Raw genomic sequence first — 19652 nt, 5'->3', positions numbered from 1 at the left:
GCGGAGCTAGGTTCCTGCGGATGGGGACGCCCCTTCGCCATACTCTTCGCGGTAGATGTGGATGGCCGTGTGCAAGAGCCCCACGATGATCGGCCCGAGGAACAACCCGACGATGCCGTAGACGGTCAGCCCGCCCACGATGCTGAAGAACATGAAGAGGACCGGAATCTGGGCGCCCTGCCCGATCAGCCAGGGTTTCAGCACCGTGTCCACCGTGGTCACGATGCCCACGCCCCAGGCCAGCATGACCAGGGCCTTCCACAGGGGTCCCACCCACCAGAGATAGAAAACGACCGGCACCCAGATCAGCGCCGTGCCGCCGACCGGCAGAGGCGCGAGCACCATCGTTAGCGCGGTCAGGAACATCGGGAACGGGACCCCGAGCACCGCATAGGCCAGCCCCGCGGCGAAGCCCTGGGCGACCGCCGCGACCAGGATGCCCTTGACGACCGCTCTCAGGGTCCTATCCAGCCGGGAAAAAATCCGCGTCTTGTGCGACCGGTCGAGCGGCACCATCCGGTAGAAGGCCTCGAACAGTTTCGCCCCGTCCTTGAACAGGAAGAACAGCACCAGGATCATGACGAGGAAATTGACGCCGAGCAGGAAGACGTTCGTAACGACGCCGGTGAACTCATCCACGAGAAACTGCTTGAGAGCTTTGGCGCTGCCCAGGAGGAGCTCGTCCAGGTTGCCCTGCGCCACGACGAACCACCCGACCCATTCCTGCGCCCGCTCCCCCATCAACGGCAGCGTGGCCAGCTGTTCCGGCAACCGCTGGACGCCGCCCGATTGGATCCAGGCGGTGATCGTCGTCTGCGCCGCCTGGACTTCATGGACCAGCAGAATCCCCATCGCGACGAGCGGCACCACCACCAGGAGCATGATGCCGACGGTCAGCAGGGAGGCCGACACAGCGACGCGCCCCTTGCAGAGGGTCGTCAGCCGGCCGTGCAGCGGAAACATCAGATGCGCCAGGATGATCGCCCAGACGGTCGGCAGCAGGAACGGCCGGAACATCAGCGCAATCTGCCAGAGCAGGACGAGCAGGACAGCGAAGAATCCGATGGTGAAGAAGTTCCGCTGGTTCATGGGGCCATCATGGACATGATTCACGGAAAAAATCCAGAGCCTTGTCACGTCTTGCGGGAAGAGCTGAGCCAGGCCGATGCCCCGGCGCCGGCCACCCTCCCGCTGGCAAAACAGGCGGTGAGGAGATAGCCGCCGGTCGGCGCCTCCCAATCCAGCATCTCCCCCGCGCAGAAGACCCCTGGCAGATCACGGATCATCAGCCGTTCATCCAGCGCCTCGAAGGCCACGCCGCCGGCCGTGCTGATGGCTTCCTCCAGCGGACGAGGTGCGACGAGCCGCAGCGGCAGCGCTTTGATGGAAGCAGCCAGACGAGCCGGGTCCGCAAAATCCTGTTTCGGCGCCACTTCACGGAGAAGCCCAGCCTTCACGCCGGTCATTCCAGCCCGGCTCTGGAGCTGTTTGGCCATCGAACGTTTGCCGCGCGGCTGCGACAGGTCTGCGATGAGGCGCGGCAAGTCCCGGTCGGGCGTCAGATCGAGGCGGATCGCCGCCCAGCCCTTGGCCTGAATTGCGTCGCGCAAGCTTGCGGAGAGGGCATAGACGACGCCGCCCTCGATGCCTGTCTCCGTGATCACGAACTCGCCCTGCTGCCGTCGCTCGATTCCCTCCGTGTCCGTCACGACGACGGCCACCGACTTCACCGGATGCCCGGCGAACTTCGCGCGAAAGTGGTCGGTCCATCCGATTGTTCCGACTTGGCCGATTGTTCCAACTTGGCCGGCTTGCCCCACGTCGAAGCCGCAGTTTGCCGGTTGCAGCGGCGCAATGGAGACCCCGCGCCCGGCGAGCAACGGCGCCCAGGCACCGTCGGAACCGAGCTTGGGCCAACTGCCGCCGCCCAGCGCCAGGATCACCGCATCGGCCTTGACCCTATGAGGGCCCTGTGGCGTGGCAAAGCGCAGGGCGCCGTCTTCATCCCAGCCGCACCAGCGGTGACGCACGTGGAACCGCACGCCGGCCTGGCGCAACCGGCGCAGCCAGGCGCGCAACAGAGGCGCGGCCTTGAGGTCGGTGGGGAACACACGTCCGGAGGTGCCCACGAAAGTCTCGACGCCAAGCCCCTCAGCCCAGGCGCGCAGTTCCTCCGGACCGAACGAAGCCAGCAGCGGAGCGATCTGCGCGCGACGCGCGCCATAGCGAGCCAGAAACGGCTCAATCGGTTCGGAATGGGTAAGGTTCAGCCCGCCCTTGCCGGCCAGCAGGAACTTGCGACCGACCGAGGCCATGGCATCGTAGAGATCAACGTGCGCCCCGGCGGCACCGGCCGTTTCCGCGGCCATGAGCCCTGCCGGTCCTCCGCCGATAATGGCAATCTTCAAGAAAACGCCTCTACTGGCGCACCCGGCGCACTTCTCCCTTGGGAGCCAGTGACAGCATCTGTTGAAGTTGAGGCAGCAAGGGGCGCAGGTCTTTCAATCGATTGGTCGGTGCCTCAAGTACGATGACAGCGATCGTGAAGTGCGGCAGGTGTTGTTGGAACGAAAGGTTGCGATCGGCGGTGATGAAGACATCAAACCGTTCTTGCGCGAGTCTGAGCAGGTCCCCATTCTTGATACCGGCCCAGCCGGCTTGCGGCACGGTGACCACGTCATGGCCCTCAATATCCTTGGCCAGGCGACGGTCGATGCATTCGTCGAGGAGCACTCTCACGAAGCGACGGCCACCATGCGGGCCTTGGCTTCTTCAAGGAAGGCAATCACTTGCTCACGGGTGACAGTCGGAAACCCTTCGAGGAAGTCGTCGATCGTCTGGCCTCCCTCCAAATATTCGATGAGGGTCTGCACGGGCACCCGTGTTCCACGAAAGACCGGCGTGCCGCCCAGAACGTCAGGGGTGGAGGTGATGAGAGGTTGTTTCTGCGCAGCCATAACGCATCCTGTAGGCCTGCGGAATTCTATGCCAGTAGGCGTGAGAAAGCAACGCGCAGCCACGGCGACCCACTGCAATCTTCATGGTTTGTGTCCGGTGAGGCAGCTCCGCTATCATACGAGCACCATGACGGCACTCAAGGTTTCCCATGTCGCTTGAACGCTCGTCCCATCTGCCGGGCGGGTTTCAGATCAGGCACCGCACCCTAGGGATTTACCAGGGGAGCGCGATCGAGCTGGCGTTCTGGCACCCTGCGTCCGGGATGCCCGAGTATGGCTTGTGCCGGTTTGCGACGGAAGGGAAGGCGCAGGCGCTCGTCGACTTTCTCTGCTCGCCCGCCTGTGCGGAGCCGATGGACCGGGCCGAGCTGACGATCGAGCCCTACGACCTCGCCGAGCATGAGCGGCTGATCAGCGAACACCCCTCCTCGTCCGCCTGGGAAATGCCCACCTAAAGCGAAGGGTTCACGCTACATCCCGATCGTTTCGATCAACCGGACGTCTTCCGGCGTGAGGGTGAGCTGTTCGACCCGGAGGTCTTCGGCCATGTGCTGGAGGTTCGTGGTGCCGGTCAAGGGAAGCATCCCGATCTGCATGGCAAACCGGAAGATAACTTGCGCGACTCCGGTTCCCAACCGCCGGGCAATGGCCCGCACGTCCGGCTCGACCAGGACTTCCCGATTGGCGGTCAACAGGGAAAAGCCTTGATAGATGATGCCCTGGGCCAGGCAAATCTCCCGCACCTCCTGGTCCCACCCAAACGCGGCATAGCAGCGGTTTTGCACCACCATGGGCTTCACCGTCGCCTGCGCGCAGAGCTGCGTCAGCTGGTCGGCCGTGACGTTGCTGATGCCGATCATTTTGGCTTTGCCCGATTGATAGAGCCCTTCCATGGCTTCCCACACCTCTCGATCCGCCTCCCCCAAGCCATAGCGGGAATAGGGCCCGTGGAGGACATAGGAGTCCACATAGTCCGTGTGCAGATGGGCCAACGAGCTGGCGAAGGACTGGCGAACCTGCGTGGTGAGGTCGGCCTTGGCATCATAGGGGGTGCGGTGGTCCTGGCCGTTGACCGGCGTAAACTTGGTTTGGAGAAACAGAGTCTCCCGCGCGATCCCCTGCTGCGCGAGCGCCAGCAGAGCCTCCCCCACCAGCGCTTCCTGGTAATGGATCAGCTGATTGGCCGTGTCGATGGCCCGGAAGCCGGCCGCCACGGCCTGCTGGACAAGCTGCGCCGTCGCCTCTTTTTTCCACGCCGTCCCATACATGAACGACGGCATCGTCACCTGGTTATAGGCAGTCACGGACATGATGGCTCCTCCCGGGCCTATGACTTACCCGGTGTCCCTGCCCCCTGTCCAGTCACCGGCGAGAAACCCATGCCGGTTCCGCCTCATTGCGTCACGGGCCCATTCGTGGTACAGTGCATCTCGATCGCGTAAGACCTCTTGTGCTCGGGGGCGGCAGTCTCCCGGAAACCAGGAAGTCTGACGCGATTTTTTATTCCCAGCTGTCGTAGCACGCACCGCCGAGTCGGCGCCGAAAGCGCCACCGTTTTTCACTCGCATTGCAACCCAACACAGCCGTAGGAATCGTTCCGTACAACTCTCAAGAGGTGCATCGTTGTTTCAAGAATCCTGGTCATCGGTCCGAACCCTCCTCCGCGACGCCGCGGGGAGTCTCTATCACATCGCCATCGTCGCCCTGAGCGCAGGCATTGCGCTCTTACTCCCGGCGGGGGCCAAACAGTTCCTGTCGTTCTGGTCTCGCGTGGAGCATGACAAGTTCTCGCTCATCGCCGTGGAAATGACGGCGGCGGTCGTGCTGATCGTCGGCCTCAACTACATCCATCGCAGCATCCGGGACCGGGCCCTCGCCTCGGCGGCGGCCGGAGCCGGCCTCGTTTCCTTTTTCCCCACGCGCACGCGCGCGGCCCACAAGCACATCAAGACGCTCAAGGAAGAACAGGGCACGGGCCGCACCATCATGGTGATGGGGTCCAGCGGCTACAGCACCTTCGTGGACCAGGTGGGCGACCTGTCGTCGGTCCTCGACAAGTGCCTCGGCGCAAAGATCATGCTGGTGAACCCCTACAGCCGGGAAGCCAGCCGGCGCATGCAGGCCATCGCCCATCCCGGGTACACGCTGCCCGCCTTTCGGGAAGAAGTCCGGCAGAGCATCGCGCTGCTCAAGCGGCTGAACGCCATGGGGAAGGCCGTCAAACTCAAGCTCTATTCGGACCCCCCGTTGATCAAAATGGTGATTCTCGGGGATTACCTCTGGCTCCAGCATTACCATGCCGATCTGGACGTGCAAACCATGCCGGAGTACGTCCTGCGGCACAACCGCAAGGACCACGGTCTCTACACCCTCTATGCCCACTATTTCGTGCAGCGATGGAAGAACCCCGAGATTCCGGAATACGATCTCGAGACGGACGAACTGGTCTATCGCAACGGAAGCGGCCACGAGATCCGAAGGGAGCGGTTTGCAATCGAGGCGGCGCCGGAAGAAGCAAAGGCCCTGGCAGAGTCGCTCGACCTCACCATCGAACCGGTTCACATCGGCTAAACCGGCATGACCGAGCGACGCACTTGACTGTCCGGCACCGGCCGGTCCGGTCTGGCGCTCGCCCCCTCTCCTCGGCTACACTCACCGGACTGGAACGGGAGAGACCGATGAAGGAAGAACGGCAGATCAACTATTACTCGGTGCTCGAGATCGCGCGGACCGCCACGGACGCGGACATCAAAAAAGCCTGGCATGAACAGATCCAGGTCTGGCATCCGGACCGCTTCAGCCATTCGCCGGCCCTGCACAAGAAGGCGGAAACCCGCACCCAACTGATCAACCAGGCCTATCAAACCCTCAGCGACCCGGCGTCGCGCGCCCGCTACGATGCCACCGCGCCGCCGGCCCCTTCCGCCGCGCCGCCCCCGCGCCCGGCCCAACACACATCCGCACACACGACCCCGCCGCCCCGTCCCCAGCCGGCCCAACGATCCCGCAGCGGCCCCCGCGGGCCCCAGGCGGCCGTGACCCTCTCCCGGGAAGGGCACCCCGTCGTCATGGTGCCGGCCTGCAACCTGCTCGTGGACCCCAAGGAGAACCTCCCCTACACGTTCGAAGGGTTCAGCCGGATCGCCGGCACCACCAGGCAAACCATCCCGGCGGGCGACTATATCATCGAGGAAGCCCCGGACATCTTTTGCGTCTTGCGCAAGCGGGTCGAAGAAGTCATGACGGCCTTCTCGAACCCCTCCGGCAATCGCGGGCGGTTTCTGGCGGAACTCAACCCGCTCCGCTCCTACCCGCACCGGTTTCTGGTGATCGAAGGGACGCTCCAGCACAACAAATCCGGGGGGCTGCTGGGCCAATATCAGAAAAACGGCTTGATGGATTTCCTGGACGCCATCACGGCGCGCTACGGCATCCAGATCATCTATACGGACAGTCGTGAGGAGGCGGAGGAACGGGTGGCGAACCTCGCGGCCATGCACTATGCCTACTACTTCGCCGAACAACAGAAACTGGGGCGCTGCCTGAAAGAAGACGACCTATAAAGGTAAGAGCGTATGGCTGATAGCTAATGGCGTATGGCCCAGATGGAAGAGCGGAGATCGTGACGCGCAACAAGTGATCGGCGGTCGGTTGACCGTGCCCAGTTTCCGGAACCGACCACTGAACACGGTTCACTGCAAGCGCCCCTCCCGCGCCTCGCGACCGACGACCATCGCGCACGCCTACTCTCTCCGCCTTGCCAAGATTCCTGGAAGTAAGGTATCCTTACTTCATTGTGAGGTGACCATGCTGGCGAAAAAGACGTCGAAGAATCAAGTCACGTTGCCCAAAAAGGCGCTGCTGGAGATTCCCGAGACCGACTACTTCGATGTGACGACCGAGGGCGGGGTGCTCATTCTCAGGCCGGTCACCGTGACGGAGCCCGGCTCTCGGCTGGCCACCGTGCGGAAGAAAATGAAAGCGCTCGGCATCGAGACGAAAGACGTGGAGCGCGCCATCGTCTGGGCGAGAGGACGCCGAGGACGCCGCCGGTGATCCGAGCCGTCCTCGACACGAACGTCGTCATCTCCGCGCTGCTCTTCTCCGGCCCCCCGTCGCAACTCGTCTCAGCCTGGCAATCCGGCCGACTCCGGCCGGTCGTCTCCGGTCCGATCTTCGACGAATACCTTCGCGTGCTGGCCTACCCGAAGTTCGAGCTGACACCAGCCGAGATCCGAGGCTTGGTCGAAGAAGAGCTCCTGCCCTTCATCGAAACCGTCACCGCGCTCCCCGCCGCCGTTCCCAAGCTGCGGGACCAGGACGATGCCAAGTTCATCGCCTGCGCAACGACCGCCGGGGTGCGCTGGCTCGTCAGCGGGGACGACGATCTCCTGAGCCTGCGCCGCATCAAATCGGTCGAGATCGTCTCCGTCAACGCATTCCTCCAGCATCTCAAGCGCAAACCGTAGAAAGCCGGCGGCTGACGAAGAGAAGGACGGAGGCACGAGGCCTCTCGCTTCCGCGCCTCTCGCGGCACCTCTTCCACGGCAGTCCGGCGTGGAGCCTTCTGGAATTCCCGCAGCCGTGCTCTGACGAGCACGGTGCTTTGGTCAGTTCCAGCTTTCCTTCGCCGGATGCCGGGTGAGGGCACCGCCGCTCCGGCGAACGTCGCTCGCCGCCCACATGCCTCCTGTGGGTACTATTGATCCAAGCTTATAAAAACTAGAAAGGCGACAGGCCGCTCATAGGCCTGTCGCCTTTAACGCTTCGCCACGTGTGATGGGCCGCTAGTTGTGCCGCATCGAAGATGATCGACGCGTGAAGCTCAGAAGAGACTCCCGCCACTCAACCCTTGGTCGCGTCCACCTTGACGAGCGGTGTGGTGGGTTTGCGTTGTGCGCGCTTCTCTTGCCTGGCGCTTTGCTTGAGCTTGGGCTTTTTGGGCACTTGGTATTTGTAGGTTTTCATCGCGTCTCCTTGGTGAGTGATTTGATTCATACTAGAACCATGGACGCGGATTGTCCATGTATCATTTGACACCGGCATCACTATTCAACGGCACATCGAAGATGATTGATGCCTAGTGAGAGGAAAATGTAGCGGTCAGCTTCTTGGCAGGCTCAACGCGTGCGTGGCTTCAAAACGGTTCCTGATACCTTACTATCTCCCATTAAAATGAACTCTATACGCCTGGTGGAGCCTATTTAGATCATCGCCATCAATGGTGCCGAAATAAATGGGCGTGCCTCCTATAGCTTTACCTAGAGCATATGCTTCCAGTTGTGATGTAATACTCTCATCAATTTTCCCGTGATACACGACAAAGAAGACTTGCGCAGCGCTTCCAACTAAACGTCCTATTTGGTCACCATTTTTCCCCATCTTGCTCGGTGTGAGGGTGCCTTGCGTTCCTCGGCCCTTTAAAGCGAACGCTGCCGTTCTACGCTTTCCTTTGTATTTAAGTTTATTGGTGTATAGATCGTTTTTTTCACCACCCCAATCGTTGAAATCATGTGTCTCGCCAAGAATGCTTTTCAATGCGGCTTTTATCTTACTTTCTGCCATGTTTCCAAGTCGCAGGGCTTCGTCATTGCCTTTAACTTTTCGGACGCCACTAAATGAGTCAACGTCATCAACTGTAATTGGGGTAACCTTAGGCTTCCTCCCGGGAACCTCTATTTTGTATGTAGTGGATGACGTGCGTGGAGATTGCTTGGTCGGATACCGAGATGCCTTGCTTGGGTTGTCAAGGATTGCCAATATTTTGTTCTTGTGAGCCGTATATATTTGCACCTTCCTATATGCAGTCCTATCGTCTTGCTTTATCTTTTCAACAATTTGATTGGCGTGAAGCGTACCTCCTTCCTGAAGAACTCTCATCCTCTTGAGGCCCGTCACCATGCAAATATCATCAACGGTCTTAACCTCTTTCTTGCCTCGATAGATGGCCTCAAATACCTTCCGGCGGTCTTTAGACTTTCCAATTATAGTTGCTGCGTGAAGAATGTTTTCGTTTAGGTTGGCGCGTATATCTGCAACGTTGATCGTCACAAGGCTATCCCCTGCTATTAACCGTCACGGGAATCCCCCGACTCACACCTTCGCAGTTTTTGGTCTTGGGTAGCTGTTTCTAAAGTTTCGTGTTGATGTGTAATGCGAGCGTGGCGATCTCCCGCTTTGCCGTTCGGCAATCTTCACGAGTAATACAAGGAAACATGTGAGAATATAAATTGCGTACTTTTTTAATTACTTCCATATGGCCCAGAAAGAACTCTATGGTTGGGAATAATTGCGGAATACAATCAGACTTGTATGCCTTAACGATCTCCTCCAATTGCCCAAGCGTTATAAGATGAATCCTTAGTATTTGAACTTTGGCTGATGCACCAATCCACGGCATAGAGTACCGTCTCGTCTCTTGATCCTCTGCATACTTATAAATTCCAGGTAACCGTACTTTAAGCGACAGATTCCACCAGTCTGCTCCATAACAAGTGATGAGAAATTTATTCACTGCGAGTCTCAAGCCATTTTCAAACTGAAAAAGTGACGGGAACAGCACATTGCCAAATTCGACGGCCTCAAGATACTCTCTAGGAACCTTGACGATTCTACGGATATTATTTCTTTTTCTTGCCATAAGGCTTCTTCTTCAGCATATGCCGCGCATTTCTTACAGCCTGTACTGCGCTGTCACATATTATTGCGATTTCAGCATCTCGAAAGTTAAACCGATCAAGGATTTGAACCTTTCTACTCAAACTTGCTTCCGACTCCTTGGCGATACAAAGGTAACCCAACATCAATCGAATAGCTGCGTCAGCATCTTTGTTATCATCCATCATCACACCCTCCTCAGCGTTTGCTTTTCTTTTTGAGATCAGATTTCACTGTACTAACGGTTCCTGATGTCGTATCACAAATCGCGGCAATCTCTGCATTCCCATAGCCCAGACGACTAAGAACTCTGATGCGATCAGGAAGAGTCTGAAGTTCTTTAACGGCGATGTATCCAAACACTAAGGCGAGACTTGGAAGGCCATGTTCTTCGGCTTTGTCTTTTTTAGCCATGAGTTATCCTTTCCATACAATAGTCTGCAGGAATTGTGTTGGGGCAGAATTTAGAATGGGCGCGGATTGGAGCAAACTTCGGCGAAGGCGTTGCAGTATATGATATCTCGTCGTTAAGACTCGACCTTGAGCCTAACGCAGCAATAGGTATCAACCTTCGCCTACCTTCCCAAGTCTATTTTTTTGATCTTGGTGGCCGGGATTATTTTTCGAACGGCACCAGCATGCATATCTAAGGCTAATGCAATTTCTTCAGATGTCGCCCCCAGCTTTAGCAAAAGTAGAATGAGGAGCCGCTTAATTGCTTCCAAGTCTTGATCTGGCTGCTCTGCCATATTGTCCTCCGTTCTACCCTATATCTTGATCATGCATCTTTCTTTTTCGTGAAAAACTTGGCTATTCCATTTACTCGATTAATACTCACTCCGATTACTTTTCGGATCTCTGCCTGAGGCGCACCAGTTTTTGCAAGTTCGACGATCAAAAGATCTCTGAGCAGTTCTGCTACTTCGTTCTTGTCTTTCTCATTTTTCTTGTTTGCCATGACCGCTTCTGCCTTGCTCCTGCCTTATTGTTTTGTTTTATTGGCTTTCTTGACCGCCTTTGCTTTTCTTATGGCTACAAGCTCAACCCTAACTGTGTTGCTACTAGTCCCTAATAATTCGGAAATGTCTTTAGGCTGAAATCCAGCCTGGCTCAAGAGTGCTATTTGTTCACGCTGCCTTAAACCTTTGGTAGCAAAAACTGCGATCAGACGGAGAAGTCCATTCAGTTTTCCAAGAATCAAGTCTTCGGTAGTTGGTTTCATGCGCGTACCAAGATGAGAAAGGCTACTTTTTCTATGCAATTGTGTCAACCAGCCGAGGGTAGGCAAGCCAAAAACAAGGGGCCAGGCTTGTGAGCGGCCTGGCCTCGTCGCTCCTCTTTTTAGCCGTGGCTGGTATCTCCGAGCGGGAACGGGTCCATGAGCGACGCGTTCCCGCCACCCTCTCTTTTTTTACGCGGATGGAACGGATGCGGGCCGAGGTGCGCGGTGTGGCGGAACCTGCCTGTCGGAAGCCGTGAGAGTGCCGCGAGCCGTTCTGCTTATCCGGTCAGGCGAGCGGCCAAGAGAGGGATTCGACGCAGCAGCCTGATACCAACGCATCACGCCGCCACCGAGCGCACGTACCGTTCGTCATCCGCGCCCTCTCCGGTTCTGCGAGCACAGGGCGGCCTCCGAGGACATTCTTGTTCATTCCTCAATCACCCACGGCTCACGCTCAGCCAGCGCAGCGAGGTTTCGTGCGCCATGCACCACACGGAGCACTATTATGGCTTCATCCTTGAGCAGATAGACGAGCCGGTATCCCTTGAAAAGCACTTCACGGATATCCGGACGCTCGAACTCCGGTACGACCCGTCCGACCTGCGGGGATTGTTGCAATTTTTCTGTGGATTTGATCAGCCGATCAATGAAATTGACGGCATGGAGAACGGAATCGCGGGCGATGAAATCTTCGATCTGTTGGAGGTCGTGACCGGCGGTCAGCGACCAGCGGACTTCCGCCATCGAGCGAGTCTTTCTTTCAGCTCTTGGTGGGTCAGGACTCGCCCCTCCGCCACATCCTGCAATCCTTTGTCCACCTGCTGCTTGAAGTACAGCTCTTCCATGATGGCATCGGTCGTCACATTGTCAGGCAGCTTGCGAATCAGCTCCAGTGCTTCTGTCTTCGGCTGTCCCATCGGCACCCTCCTCGGACCGCTATGCCCGCCTGCTCTCAACGGGATATAGTATAGCCCGTTTTCTTTTGGACGGGAAGCTCCCTGCACCCCGGCGGCCCATGCATGGAGCGAGCACCGTTTTTCAATGCTCCTTCCAAGCTTGCTCGTTTCTCTCTTCAAGGGGTGGACTGGTAGGTCCCTAACCGCGCGCATCGAGGGAGCACATTCTCTAATCGTGCGGCCTCTGCGAGCGAAAGGGACCACCAGGCCTCCCCGCCCCCCCTCACGTTTCCATCATCTCGAGCCGGGCATCGAACTCATGCCCGCAGACCGTGCAGCGGATGACATCCGATTCCACCGCCATTTCATCCGACCTGATCCCCATGCCGCCGCAATCCGGGCACCGGGCGAGGTGGACTTTGCGGTTGTCCACGGTCTCGTATTGCGAGCCATGGAGACAATAGACCGGCTTTCCGTCGAGCAGCCACGGCCGGCCCTGCTTGTCCGTCACCGGCAACGCGAGATAATGATGGTTCGCATAATCCTCGATGGCTTGCCGGCCCGCAAACCCGGCCTTGATCAGCTTGCCCCCCACCGCCTCATAGAGCGCGTGCTCTTTCACGATCGCCTTGGTCGGGCCCATGTCCCACCTCCTGTCGCTCGTGGATCGAGACCGGGAATAGCATCTGAAGCAGGCTACGTCTTGCAGGGAAGGGTGTCAACCAGCCGAGGGCACGCACCGTTCGTCAGCTTCCTTGCCACGAACCAGAGTTGACAGGATTTTGTACAAAATTTATACTCCTTGCCACGGAGGCGCCCATGGCCATTTCATCCAAAGACATCGTGCCCCTCTCCAAAGCCCGCGCCACCCTCACCGAACTGTGCGATGAGGTGACGTCCGAAGGCCATGAGAAAATCATCACCAAGAACGGCGAGAGTTGCGTGGCGCTGATCGACGCCAAGAGGCTTGACCACTACCACCGCTTGGAACGGGAGCATATTCACCTGACGCTCCTGGAAGAGGCCCTGCAGAGCCTCGACGATCTGAAAGCCGGCAAGACCTTGACGCTGGCTCAATTGAAATCCCGACATGGCCGGTAAACGGCCGATCTTCACCGAAAACTTCTCCACCAACCTCACCGTCGCGCAGACGTTTCTTGGCCCGGAGGGGACTGCTGCCTTCGAGCGACTCTTGGATCGCCTGTTCGACGACATTGTCCCGACCCTGTGCCGGTTCCCCTTGTCCGGCCGGGCCTTCCTCGCCCACCCGGTGCGATCCGCCGAAGCCAAAGCCCTTGTGAAGCAATTACGCCATCGCTTCCAGCCTGGCGAGGCGCTTCGCGAGTTTGTCGTAGACGACCACCTCGTCCTCTACCTCGTCCGAGGCAGGAGCCTCGCGTTCCTCTCCATCAAGCACCACCGCCAACTGTCCTTCGACTTTCGCCGGTTCTGGCAGGAATCCTAGCCGGACGCGCATATCGAGCGACCACCAATTTACATTCTTGACCGACCATTCCAATATATGATATTCAGTTCGCCGCACTGAAATTGCAATGGCCAGACCAAAAGAATTTGACCCCGATCAAGCCCTCGATAGAGCGACGGAAGTATTCTGGCGTCGGGGCTATGAGGCGACCTCGATCGAGGACCTCACGACGGCCATGGGCATCAACCGCGGGAGCCTCTACGATACGTTCGGCGGGAAGCAGAAACTGTTTCTGGCCTGCATGGATCGCTACTGTCACGGGACGGTTGCCAGCCGGCTCTCCATGCTCAACCACCCGGGCTCCGCTCTGGAGACGATTCGCACCTTCATTCAGATGATGCTGGAACTCGGCCTGTCCTATCCCGAAAGGAAAGGCTGCTTGATCGCCAACACCGTGATGGAGTTGGGGCCGCGCGAGCAGGAGATCGGCAACCGGACCGCCAAAGCCATGGGCGACCTCGAAGAGACGTTTTTCAAGACGTTGACGCGTGCCAAGGCACAGGGCGAGCTGCGGAGCGGCAAAGACCCGCGGTCGCTGGCCCGGTTCCTGACCACCATGATGCAAGGCGTGATCGTCATGTTGAAAGCCGGCACCCCGGCCGACGCGTTGCGCGACACGGTGCGAACCGGGCTGTCGGTGTTGGACTGAGGACGCTCTTTTTTTGGCTCATTCTGGAACGATCGGTCCACATACCAATCGGAGGAGGGCACGCATGACCGCGCACAATCATGCTCCCTGGCTCCGCCGCGTCCTGCGCGGCAACGCAGGACCGCCGCGCAATTGCGGAACTGGCTCGCGAAGGGGCTGGACCTCGCGGCGACTTGCCGCCGGTGAAACGAGAGGGGCATACCATGATGCAAAGAATCACCCCGTTCTTATGGTTCGACCATCAAGCCGAAGAGGCGGCGAAGTTTTATGCCTCGATTTTTAACAATTCGACGATCGGGCCCGTCACTCGTTATGGGGACGACGGGCCAAAACCGAAGGGAACGGTTATGACCGTTCCATTTCAGCTCGATGGGCAGGCCTTCGTCGCTTTGAACGGCGGGCCGGAATTCAGATTCACCGAGGCCGTCTCGTTCGTGGTGAACTGCGAGACACAGGAAGAAATCGACTGGTTTTGGGAGAAGCTGTCCGAGGGTGGGCAGATCGTCGAATGCGGCTGGATCAAAGACAAATTTGGGGTATCGTGGCAGATCGTCCCGACAGTGTTGAGCCAGATGTTGCAGGACAAAGATCCGGAGAAGACCAATCGAGTCATCAAGTCCGTCCTGAACATGAAGAAACTCGACGTGGCGCGCCTGCAACAAGCGTATGAGCGAGCATAGGTCGGCCTGGCCTATCGATTCCGGGATACACAGTGCGGCTATCGGGCAAAATCCGACTGGGGCTAGTCAACCGTAACTGACTACAAGGAGGGGACCATGCGTGTCATACAGCTCGCCATTACCACATTGTGCCTCATGCTGACCGTGTCGCCGGTCTTGGCCAAGGGCAAGAAGGCGGAGAAGCCGATAGACCAACAGGCGATGATGGAACTGTGGAAGAAACTGGCCATGCCCGGCGAGCCGCACAAGCTGTTCGCCGGCCTGGCCGGCAGTTGGGCAACGAGCACCAAAGAGTGGATGGAACCAGGCAAGCCCCCGACGGAATCGGCCGGCACGGCGGAGATGAAGATGCTGCTGGAGGGACGCTTTCTCTACCAGGAATACCACGGCCAGATGATGGGACAACCCTTCTCGGGCATCGGCATCGACGCCTACGACAACATGACCAAGAAATATGTCACGGCCTGGATCGATACGATGGGCACGGGGATTTTCATGATGGAAGGCACGGCCAGCGCCGACGGCAAGACCATCACGCTGAAGGGCTCGCACCCTGAACCGGGTGGCGGCCGGATGTCGCATCGCGCGGTCTGGGCCATCCTCGACAACAATACCCAGAGGTTCGACATGTACGGAGCGCACCACGGCGGCAAGGAATCGAAAATGCTGGAGATCACCTATGTACGGAAGTGATGCGGCGCCCACGGGCATGTTTCCCTACACCGCCGCTTCGAGGAGGGCTTCATCGTGACGGCTCAGGAAATCGGGAACGAACTGGTGGCCCTGTGCCGGCAGGGCAAGAACATGGAGGCCATCGAGAAATTCTACAGCCCCGCCATCGAAAGCGTGGAGGCCCTCGACCATCCCCAGGTCGGGAAAGTGCAGAAAGGCCTCGACGCGGTCAAGGGGAAGAACCGCTGGTGGGTGGACAATCACCAGATCCACAAGGCCGAGGCCGGCGGGCCGTTCGTCAACGGCGACCGGTTCATCGTCCACTTCACCTACGAGGTGACGCCCAAGCAGACGGGCCAGCGCATGACGATGTCGGAAACGGGGCTGTACCAGGTGCGGGACGGGAAGATCGTCAAGGAGGAATTCTTCTATGCGATGTGCAAATGACGAATCGCAGACTATCAAGTAGCCATCAGGAGGGAGAAGAATCATGGCACGATCGGTGACACCCGCACAGCGGCAGCGCGCCGCCGGTGCGGTCGGACTTCTCATCGGCACCCGCAAGGGCGCCTTCTTTCTGCGCGGCGACCGTTCCCGTCGAACCTGGAAACTGTCGCACCCGCTGTTCCTCGGCCAGATCGTGCATCACCTCGTGCTCGATCCGCGCGACCGGCGGACGATGCTGATGGCCGCGCGTACGGGCCACCTGGGACCGACGATCTTTCGCTCGACCGATACGGGCAGAACCTGGACGGAAGCGAAAACCCCGCCGGCCTTTCCGAAAGTGCCGGAAGGGCAGAACGGCCGGGTGGTGGATCACGTGTTCTGGCTCACGCCGGGGCACGCGAGCGAGCCGGGCGCCTGGTATGCGGGGACCTCGCCGCAGGGCCTCTTCCGCTCCGAGGACGGAGGCGCCACGTGGGCGCCCTTCTCCTACATCAACGACGATCCTCAGTACCGGGCCTGGATGGGCAGCGTGCAGGACGGCACGCCGGACGGGCCCAAACTGCACTCGATCCTCGTCGACCCGCGCGATCCCGCCCACCTCTACTTCGCCATGTCCGGCGGCGGAGTGCACGAATCGGTGGACGGCGGCAACGCCTGGACGACCCTCGTGCAAGGCCTCGACGTGGTCGAGGGGTTCGACCCGGTCAATGTCGCCTTCCACGACCCCCATTGCGTCCGGCTCTGTCCGAGCCATCCGGACCGGTTGTACCAGCAGAATCACTGCGGCATCTACCGGCTCGACCGGCCGTCGAACCAGTGGGTGCGCATCGGAAAGAACATGCCGGCACGCATCGGCGATGTCGGGTTTCCCATGGTGCTGCATCCGCGCGATCCGGATACCGCCTGGGTATTCCCGATGGACGGCACAGGCGTGTGGCCGCGCGTGAGCCCGGGCGGCAAACCCGCGGTTTACAAAACGCGCAATGCCGGAAAGACCTGGGCGCGGCTGAGCCGGGGCTTTCCGAAGGCGCAGGCCTGGTGGACCGTGAAGCGCCAGGCCATGACGGCCGACGCGCACGAACCGGTCGGCCTCTACTTCGGCACGACCAGCGGCGAGGTCTGGGCGAGCCGCAACGGCGGATCGAGCTGGACTTGCCTGGCCCGGCATCTGCCGGAAATCTACTCCGTGGAAGCGGCGGAGCTCTGATCGTGACCGTTCACATCCCCAGCGCGCTGCGTTCCTATACGGGGCAGAAGAGCCAGGTGGAGGCCGAAGGCCGGACCCTGGCCGAGGTCCTGGCGGCGCTGGAGCGGTGCCATCCAGGCCTGCGCTTCCGCATCGTCACCGAACAGGACCAGATCAGACCGCACATCCGGATCTTCGTGAACGAGACGCAGGTCCATGCACTGGAGACGGAACTCGAGCCCGACGATCAGATCCATATCGTCTGCGCGTTGAGCGGCGGATAACGGACACCGTTCTGTAGAGGAGGGCTTGCGCATGCGGAAACCTCTCATCCTCGGCGGGCTGTTCGGCGGGCTCGCGCTCTTCGTGTGGGGCGCGATTTCTTATATGGCTCTCCCCTGGCACGGCATGATGTTGGAGAAGTTCACCGACGAAGCGGTCGTCGCGCAGGCGCTCACGGCCAATGCGAGCCGCTCAGGCATGTATATCCTGCCGAATCCGCACAAGCATGAGCCCGGCATGACGGCGGCGCAACAACAAGCCGCCGAGGAGGGGGCCAAGGCGCGCATGATGAGCGGGCCGTTCCTGTTCGCCTCCGTGAGCCTTGGCGGCACGCGCGACATGGGCCAGGCGCTGCTGCTCAACGTGCTGAGCGACATCCTGGCTGCCGCACTCGCGACCTGGCTGCTGCTCCAGACCGCACACGTGAGCTATTGGCGCCGGGTCGGCTTCGTCGTCGTCATGGCGCTGACCGCCGGCGTGGTCGCCCACGTCCCCTCCTGGATTTGGTGGACGTTTTCGACGAGCTTCACGCTCGTCGAGTTCGCCGATCTGCTCATCGGTTGGGGCTTGGCCGGGCTGGTGATCGCCAAGGTCGCGGGGTCGTTGAAAGCGGGGCCTGGCTGAGGCTTCTCCTAAGCCCGGTCCTTCAGGGGCCCTTTGCCGGACGACGGTTCGACTTGGTAGGGCGGCGGCCAGACCGCCGGACGGCTGCCGGGCTTCTCCCCCGCCGCCTTCATCCGCAGACGCAGCGTGGTCAGTCGGAAGGTCCGTTGCGATTCCCTCTCCGGCGCCGTTCGCTCCGGCGTTCGGCACCGCTCACCGAGGTGTGGCGCGGTACGCGCCGCACCGGACATCACCCCCTTGGCCTGCTGGCCCACGTGCCGGGCCAACGGCGCCTCCAGGGTCCCCGGCGGGGCCTGGTCGAAGGGGGCGCGGGCCGGCGCGGCGAAGCCGCCCGTCAGGCTGGGATCGTCGTCAAGCAGGGCGTTGCGGAATTCGGCCACGTGTTGGGGGCGCCGCTGATCGTCCGGGTCGAGCGCCCAATCGATCGCCGTGAGCAACCCCGCCCCGTACTCCTTGAGATTGGCTGCTGCCGTGGCCGGCAGCAGCGGGTCGGTCGTGATGCGCGCCGGCGCGTCGACCGGCTTCCGGCCGGTGACCATGTAGTACATGACCGCGCCGAGGGAATAGAGGTCGTTCCAGGGGCCCAGCCGGCCCTCATCGTGGTACTGTTCGTACGGCGCATAGCCAGGGGTCAGAATCGTCGTGATCAGCCGGCCCCCGTCGGTCGTGAGGCGCCGCGCCGCGCCGAAATCCAGGAGGACCGAACTGCCGTCCGGTCGGATGACGATATTCGACGGCTTCATGTCCAGATGCAGAAACCCGGCGGCATGCACGGCTTCCAGCCCGTTCAGCAACTGCATGACAATCTCCAGGACCGTGCGACGATCGGGACAACCCCGCCCCGTTACCCACCGGAAGAGCGATTCGCCCTCTTCATACTCCATGACCATGTAGGCCGTACCGTTGGTTTCGAAGAAGCGGCGGACGCGCACGATGTTCGGGTGCCGGAACGAAGCCAGCGTCCGCGCCTCGGCCATAAACTGCTTCAGCCCGGTCCGGAAGGGGCCGCACCACGCGCTGGCCTGGGGATGCACGGCCTGATCGCGGGTGCGCGTCACGAGGCTGGGCGGGAAAAATTCTTTGATCGCGACCTTGCAGTCCAGGTTGAGGTCCTGGGCCAGGTAGGTCATGCCGAACCCCCCGCTTCCCAGCACCGAGAGGATGCGGTACTCGTGCAGGGTCGTGCCGGCCGGCAGTGCGCGGACCGATGCCTGGGGGTCCGCCTGGGCGCCCACGGGAGCTTCGTCCGTCGGGAGGCGAAGCGTGCGCGAGGGTTCCGATTGATTCATGCCCCAACCCCCGGGATGCCGTTACTTTCCTTCCAGGCCCAGCCTTGCATGCAATCGAACCTACTGCCCAACGTCGAGATTGCCTCCCAGATCATCATTCGTCTTATGCACTATGCAAGAAGCATGGTCAACCGGCGGCAAGGTCTGGAGATGTAGGGGACTTAATAGCCACGGGCGGTCTCGAGAGTTACCCCTCATGGATTCTCGCATCGGCTTGCGCAATGAACGTCCACTTTGACAAAATTCGTCCCTCACGGACGGCCCATGAAGCCATGAAGCATGACTCGTTCAAAGACTTCGTGCTGGATCAGCTGGACGGGCTCACCGCTGTGACCTGCCGTTCCATGTTCGGCGGCTACGGGCTCTACCGGGACGAGGTGTTCTTCGGGATCATCCACAAGGGCCGGCTCTACTTCAAAACGGACGAGGCGGCCCGGCAGGCCTACCGCGATCGGGGCATGACACCCTTCCGGCCCAATGCCAAGCAGCAACTCACGAGCTACTATGAAGTGCCGGTTGACATCCTCGAGGATCAGGAGCAGCTTACCGCTTGGGCCGAGCAGGCGATGCGGAGCCAGGGATCGGGACGCGGGCCACGCCCATGA

Annotated in this window: 29 protein-coding genes; 14 read left to right on the top strand and 15 right to left on the bottom strand. The window is 60.1% G+C overall.

Annotated features, from left to right (window positions below; genetic code table 11):
* Window positions 1-6: 6 nt before the first annotated feature.
* From EPO61_10090 to EPO61_10075, 4 genes are read right to left on the bottom strand one after another with little or no spacing between them, the layout of a single operon-like run.
* Window positions 7-1089 carry an AI-2E family transporter gene (locus EPO61_10090; protein ID TAJ08441.1) on the bottom strand — a complete coding sequence of 361 codons (1083 nt, stop codon included), beginning with the start codon at window positions 1087-1089 and terminating at the stop codon, window positions 7-9.
* Window positions 1090-1133: 44 nt separating this feature from the next.
* On the bottom strand, window positions 1134-2408 hold the full coding sequence (locus EPO61_10085) for a TIGR03862 family flavoprotein (protein TAJ08440.1): 1275 nt from the start codon (window positions 2406-2408) through the stop codon (window positions 1134-1136).
* A 10-nt stretch (window positions 2409-2418) separates the two neighbouring features.
* Entirely contained in the window at window positions 2419-2739 is a 321-nt protein-coding gene (locus EPO61_10080; protein ID TAJ08439.1) for a hypothetical protein, read from the bottom strand.
* On the bottom strand, window positions 2736-2957 hold the full coding sequence (locus EPO61_10075; protein ID TAJ08438.1) for a DUF433 domain-containing protein: 222 nt from the start codon (window positions 2955-2957) through the stop codon (window positions 2736-2738). The genes EPO61_10080 and EPO61_10075 overlap by 4 nt, the downstream gene beginning before the upstream one ends.
* Before the next feature lie 149 nt (window positions 2958-3106).
* Here EPO61_10075 and EPO61_10070 point away from each other — a divergent pair, with 149 nt between their 5' ends.
* Window positions 3107-3412: a hypothetical protein gene (locus EPO61_10070; GenBank protein TAJ08437.1), complete on the top strand. Its 306-nt coding sequence runs from the start codon at window positions 3107-3109 to the stop codon at window positions 3410-3412.
* A 15-nt stretch (window positions 3413-3427) separates the two neighbouring features.
* Here the strand turns inward: EPO61_10070 and EPO61_10065 are convergent, their stop codons facing one another.
* On the bottom strand, window positions 3428-4267 hold the full coding sequence (locus tag EPO61_10065) for an aldo/keto reductase (protein ID TAJ08436.1): 840 nt from the start codon (window positions 4265-4267) through the stop codon (window positions 3428-3430).
* A 1086-nt stretch (window positions 4268-5353) separates the two neighbouring features.
* Between EPO61_10065 and EPO61_10060 the strand changes: the two genes are divergently transcribed.
* The 3 genes from EPO61_10060 to EPO61_10050 all read left to right on the top strand — a co-directional run bounded on the left by EPO61_10060 (window position 5354) and on the right by EPO61_10050 (window position 7426).
* Window positions 5354-6520: a hypothetical protein gene (locus EPO61_10060; protein TAJ08435.1), complete on the top strand. Its 1167-nt coding sequence runs from the start codon at window positions 5354-5356 to the stop codon at window positions 6518-6520.
* A gap of 244 nt (window positions 6521-6764) precedes the next feature.
* The gene (locus tag EPO61_10055) at window positions 6765-7013 is read left to right on the top strand and encodes an AbrB/MazE/SpoVT family DNA-binding domain-containing protein (GenBank protein ID TAJ08434.1); all 249 of its coding nucleotides are present in this window, start codon (window positions 6765-6767) and stop codon (window positions 7011-7013) included.
* Window positions 6980-7426, top strand: coding sequence for a putative toxin-antitoxin system toxin component, PIN family (locus tag EPO61_10050; GenBank protein TAJ08433.1), 447 nt, complete (start codon window positions 6980-6982; stop codon window positions 7424-7426). Before EPO61_10055 ends, EPO61_10050 begins: the two co-directional genes overlap by 34 nt.
* 691 nt (window positions 7427-8117) lie before the next feature.
* On the opposite strand, the gene EPO61_10045 is transcribed toward EPO61_10050, so the two are convergent.
* The 9 genes from EPO61_10045 to EPO61_10005 all read right to left on the bottom strand — a co-directional run bounded on the left by EPO61_10045 (window position 8118) and on the right by EPO61_10005 (window position 12375).
* The gene (locus tag EPO61_10045; protein TAJ08432.1) at window positions 8118-9008 is read right to left on the bottom strand and encodes a hypothetical protein; all 891 of its coding nucleotides are present in this window, start codon (window positions 9006-9008) and stop codon (window positions 8118-8120) included.
* 79 nt (window positions 9009-9087) lie between these two features.
* On the bottom strand, window positions 9088-9597 hold the full coding sequence (locus EPO61_10040; GenBank protein ID TAJ08431.1) for a hypothetical protein: 510 nt from the start codon (window positions 9595-9597) through the stop codon (window positions 9088-9090).
* A complete protein-coding gene (locus tag EPO61_10035; GenBank protein ID TAJ08430.1) occupies window positions 9578-9802 on the bottom strand; it encodes a hypothetical protein in 225 nt (74 codons plus the stop codon). The genes EPO61_10040 and EPO61_10035 overlap by 20 nt, the downstream gene beginning before the upstream one ends.
* A 10-nt stretch (window positions 9803-9812) precedes the next feature.
* Window positions 9813-10028: a hypothetical protein gene (locus EPO61_10030; GenBank protein TAJ08429.1), complete on the bottom strand. Its 216-nt coding sequence runs from the start codon at window positions 10026-10028 to the stop codon at window positions 9813-9815.
* A 364-nt stretch (window positions 10029-10392) separates the two neighbouring features.
* Window positions 10393-10572, bottom strand: coding sequence for a hypothetical protein (locus EPO61_10025; GenBank protein ID TAJ08428.1), 180 nt, complete (start codon window positions 10570-10572; stop codon window positions 10393-10395).
* A gap of 24 nt (window positions 10573-10596) precedes the next feature.
* The gene (locus EPO61_10020; protein ID TAJ08427.1) at window positions 10597-10836 is read right to left on the bottom strand and encodes a hypothetical protein; all 240 of its coding nucleotides are present in this window, start codon (window positions 10834-10836) and stop codon (window positions 10597-10599) included.
* Window positions 10837-11262: 426 nt separating this feature from the next.
* The gene (locus tag EPO61_10015; protein ID TAJ08426.1) at window positions 11263-11580 is read right to left on the bottom strand and encodes a type II toxin-antitoxin system RelE/ParE family toxin; all 318 of its coding nucleotides are present in this window, start codon (window positions 11578-11580) and stop codon (window positions 11263-11265) included.
* The gene (locus EPO61_10010) at window positions 11556-11753 is read right to left on the bottom strand and encodes a hypothetical protein (protein ID TAJ08425.1); all 198 of its coding nucleotides are present in this window, start codon (window positions 11751-11753) and stop codon (window positions 11556-11558) included. The genes EPO61_10015 and EPO61_10010 overlap by 25 nt, the downstream gene beginning before the upstream one ends.
* 262 nt (window positions 11754-12015) lie before the next feature.
* Entirely contained in the window at window positions 12016-12375 is a 360-nt protein-coding gene (locus tag EPO61_10005; GenBank protein ID TAJ08424.1) for a hypothetical protein, read from the bottom strand.
* Between the two features lie 176 nt (window positions 12376-12551).
* Here EPO61_10005 and EPO61_10000 point away from each other — a divergent pair, with 176 nt between their 5' ends.
* The 9 genes from EPO61_10000 to EPO61_09960 all read left to right on the top strand — a co-directional run bounded on the left by EPO61_10000 (window position 12552) and on the right by EPO61_09960 (window position 17758).
* A complete protein-coding gene (locus EPO61_10000) occupies window positions 12552-12833 on the top strand; it encodes a type II toxin-antitoxin system Phd/YefM family antitoxin (protein TAJ08423.1) in 282 nt (93 codons plus the stop codon).
* On the top strand, window positions 12823-13197 hold the full coding sequence (locus EPO61_09995) for a type II toxin-antitoxin system RelE/ParE family toxin (protein ID TAJ08422.1): 375 nt from the start codon (window positions 12823-12825) through the stop codon (window positions 13195-13197). Before EPO61_10000 ends, EPO61_09995 begins: the two co-directional genes overlap by 11 nt.
* A gap of 88 nt (window positions 13198-13285) precedes the next feature.
* Entirely contained in the window at window positions 13286-13867 is a 582-nt protein-coding gene (locus EPO61_09990) for a TetR/AcrR family transcriptional regulator (GenBank protein ID TAJ08421.1), read from the top strand.
* 206 nt (window positions 13868-14073) lie between these two features.
* Window positions 14074-14547 (top strand): VOC family protein, encoded by a 474-nt coding sequence (locus EPO61_09985; protein TAJ08586.1) that lies wholly within the window; start codon window positions 14074-14076, stop codon window positions 14545-14547.
* Between the two features lie 96 nt (window positions 14548-14643).
* The gene (locus EPO61_09980; protein TAJ08420.1) at window positions 14644-15240 is read left to right on the top strand and encodes a DUF1579 domain-containing protein; all 597 of its coding nucleotides are present in this window, start codon (window positions 14644-14646) and stop codon (window positions 15238-15240) included.
* 54 nt (window positions 15241-15294) lie between these two features.
* Window positions 15295-15666, top strand: coding sequence for a nuclear transport factor 2 family protein (locus EPO61_09975; GenBank protein ID TAJ08419.1), 372 nt, complete (start codon window positions 15295-15297; stop codon window positions 15664-15666).
* A 43-nt stretch (window positions 15667-15709) separates the two neighbouring features.
* Window positions 15710-16873 (top strand): glycosyl hydrolase, encoded by a 1164-nt coding sequence (locus EPO61_09970; GenBank protein TAJ08418.1) that lies wholly within the window; start codon window positions 15710-15712, stop codon window positions 16871-16873.
* Between the two features lie 2 nt (window positions 16874-16875).
* Window positions 16876-17136 carry a MoaD/ThiS family protein gene (locus EPO61_09965; protein ID TAJ08417.1) on the top strand — a complete coding sequence of 87 codons (261 nt, stop codon included), beginning with the start codon at window positions 16876-16878 and terminating at the stop codon, window positions 17134-17136.
* 31 nt (window positions 17137-17167) lie between these two features.
* Window positions 17168-17758: a hypothetical protein gene (locus EPO61_09960; GenBank protein TAJ08416.1), complete on the top strand. Its 591-nt coding sequence runs from the start codon at window positions 17168-17170 to the stop codon at window positions 17756-17758.
* Window positions 17759-17766: 8 nt separating this feature from the next.
* Here EPO61_09960 and EPO61_09955 read toward each other — a convergent pair whose 3' ends face one another.
* Window positions 17767-19047: a serine/threonine protein kinase gene (locus EPO61_09955; protein ID TAJ08415.1), complete on the bottom strand. Its 1281-nt coding sequence runs from the start codon at window positions 19045-19047 to the stop codon at window positions 17767-17769.
* Between EPO61_09955 and EPO61_09950 the strand changes: the two genes are divergently transcribed.
* Window positions 18966-19652 carry a TfoX family protein gene (locus tag EPO61_09950; protein ID TAJ08414.1) on the top strand — a complete coding sequence of 229 codons (687 nt, stop codon included), beginning with the start codon at window positions 18966-18968 and terminating at the stop codon, window positions 19650-19652. The two genes, EPO61_09955 and EPO61_09950, sit on opposite strands and share 82 nt — an antisense overlap.

The sequence above is a fragment of the Nitrospirota bacterium genome, from assembly GCA_004296885.1.
Lineage (GTDB): Bacteria > Nitrospirota > Nitrospiria > Nitrospirales > Nitrospiraceae > SYGV01.
Note: the sequence above shows the minus strand (reverse complement) of the source record. Positions and strands in the feature narration are given on the sequence as shown.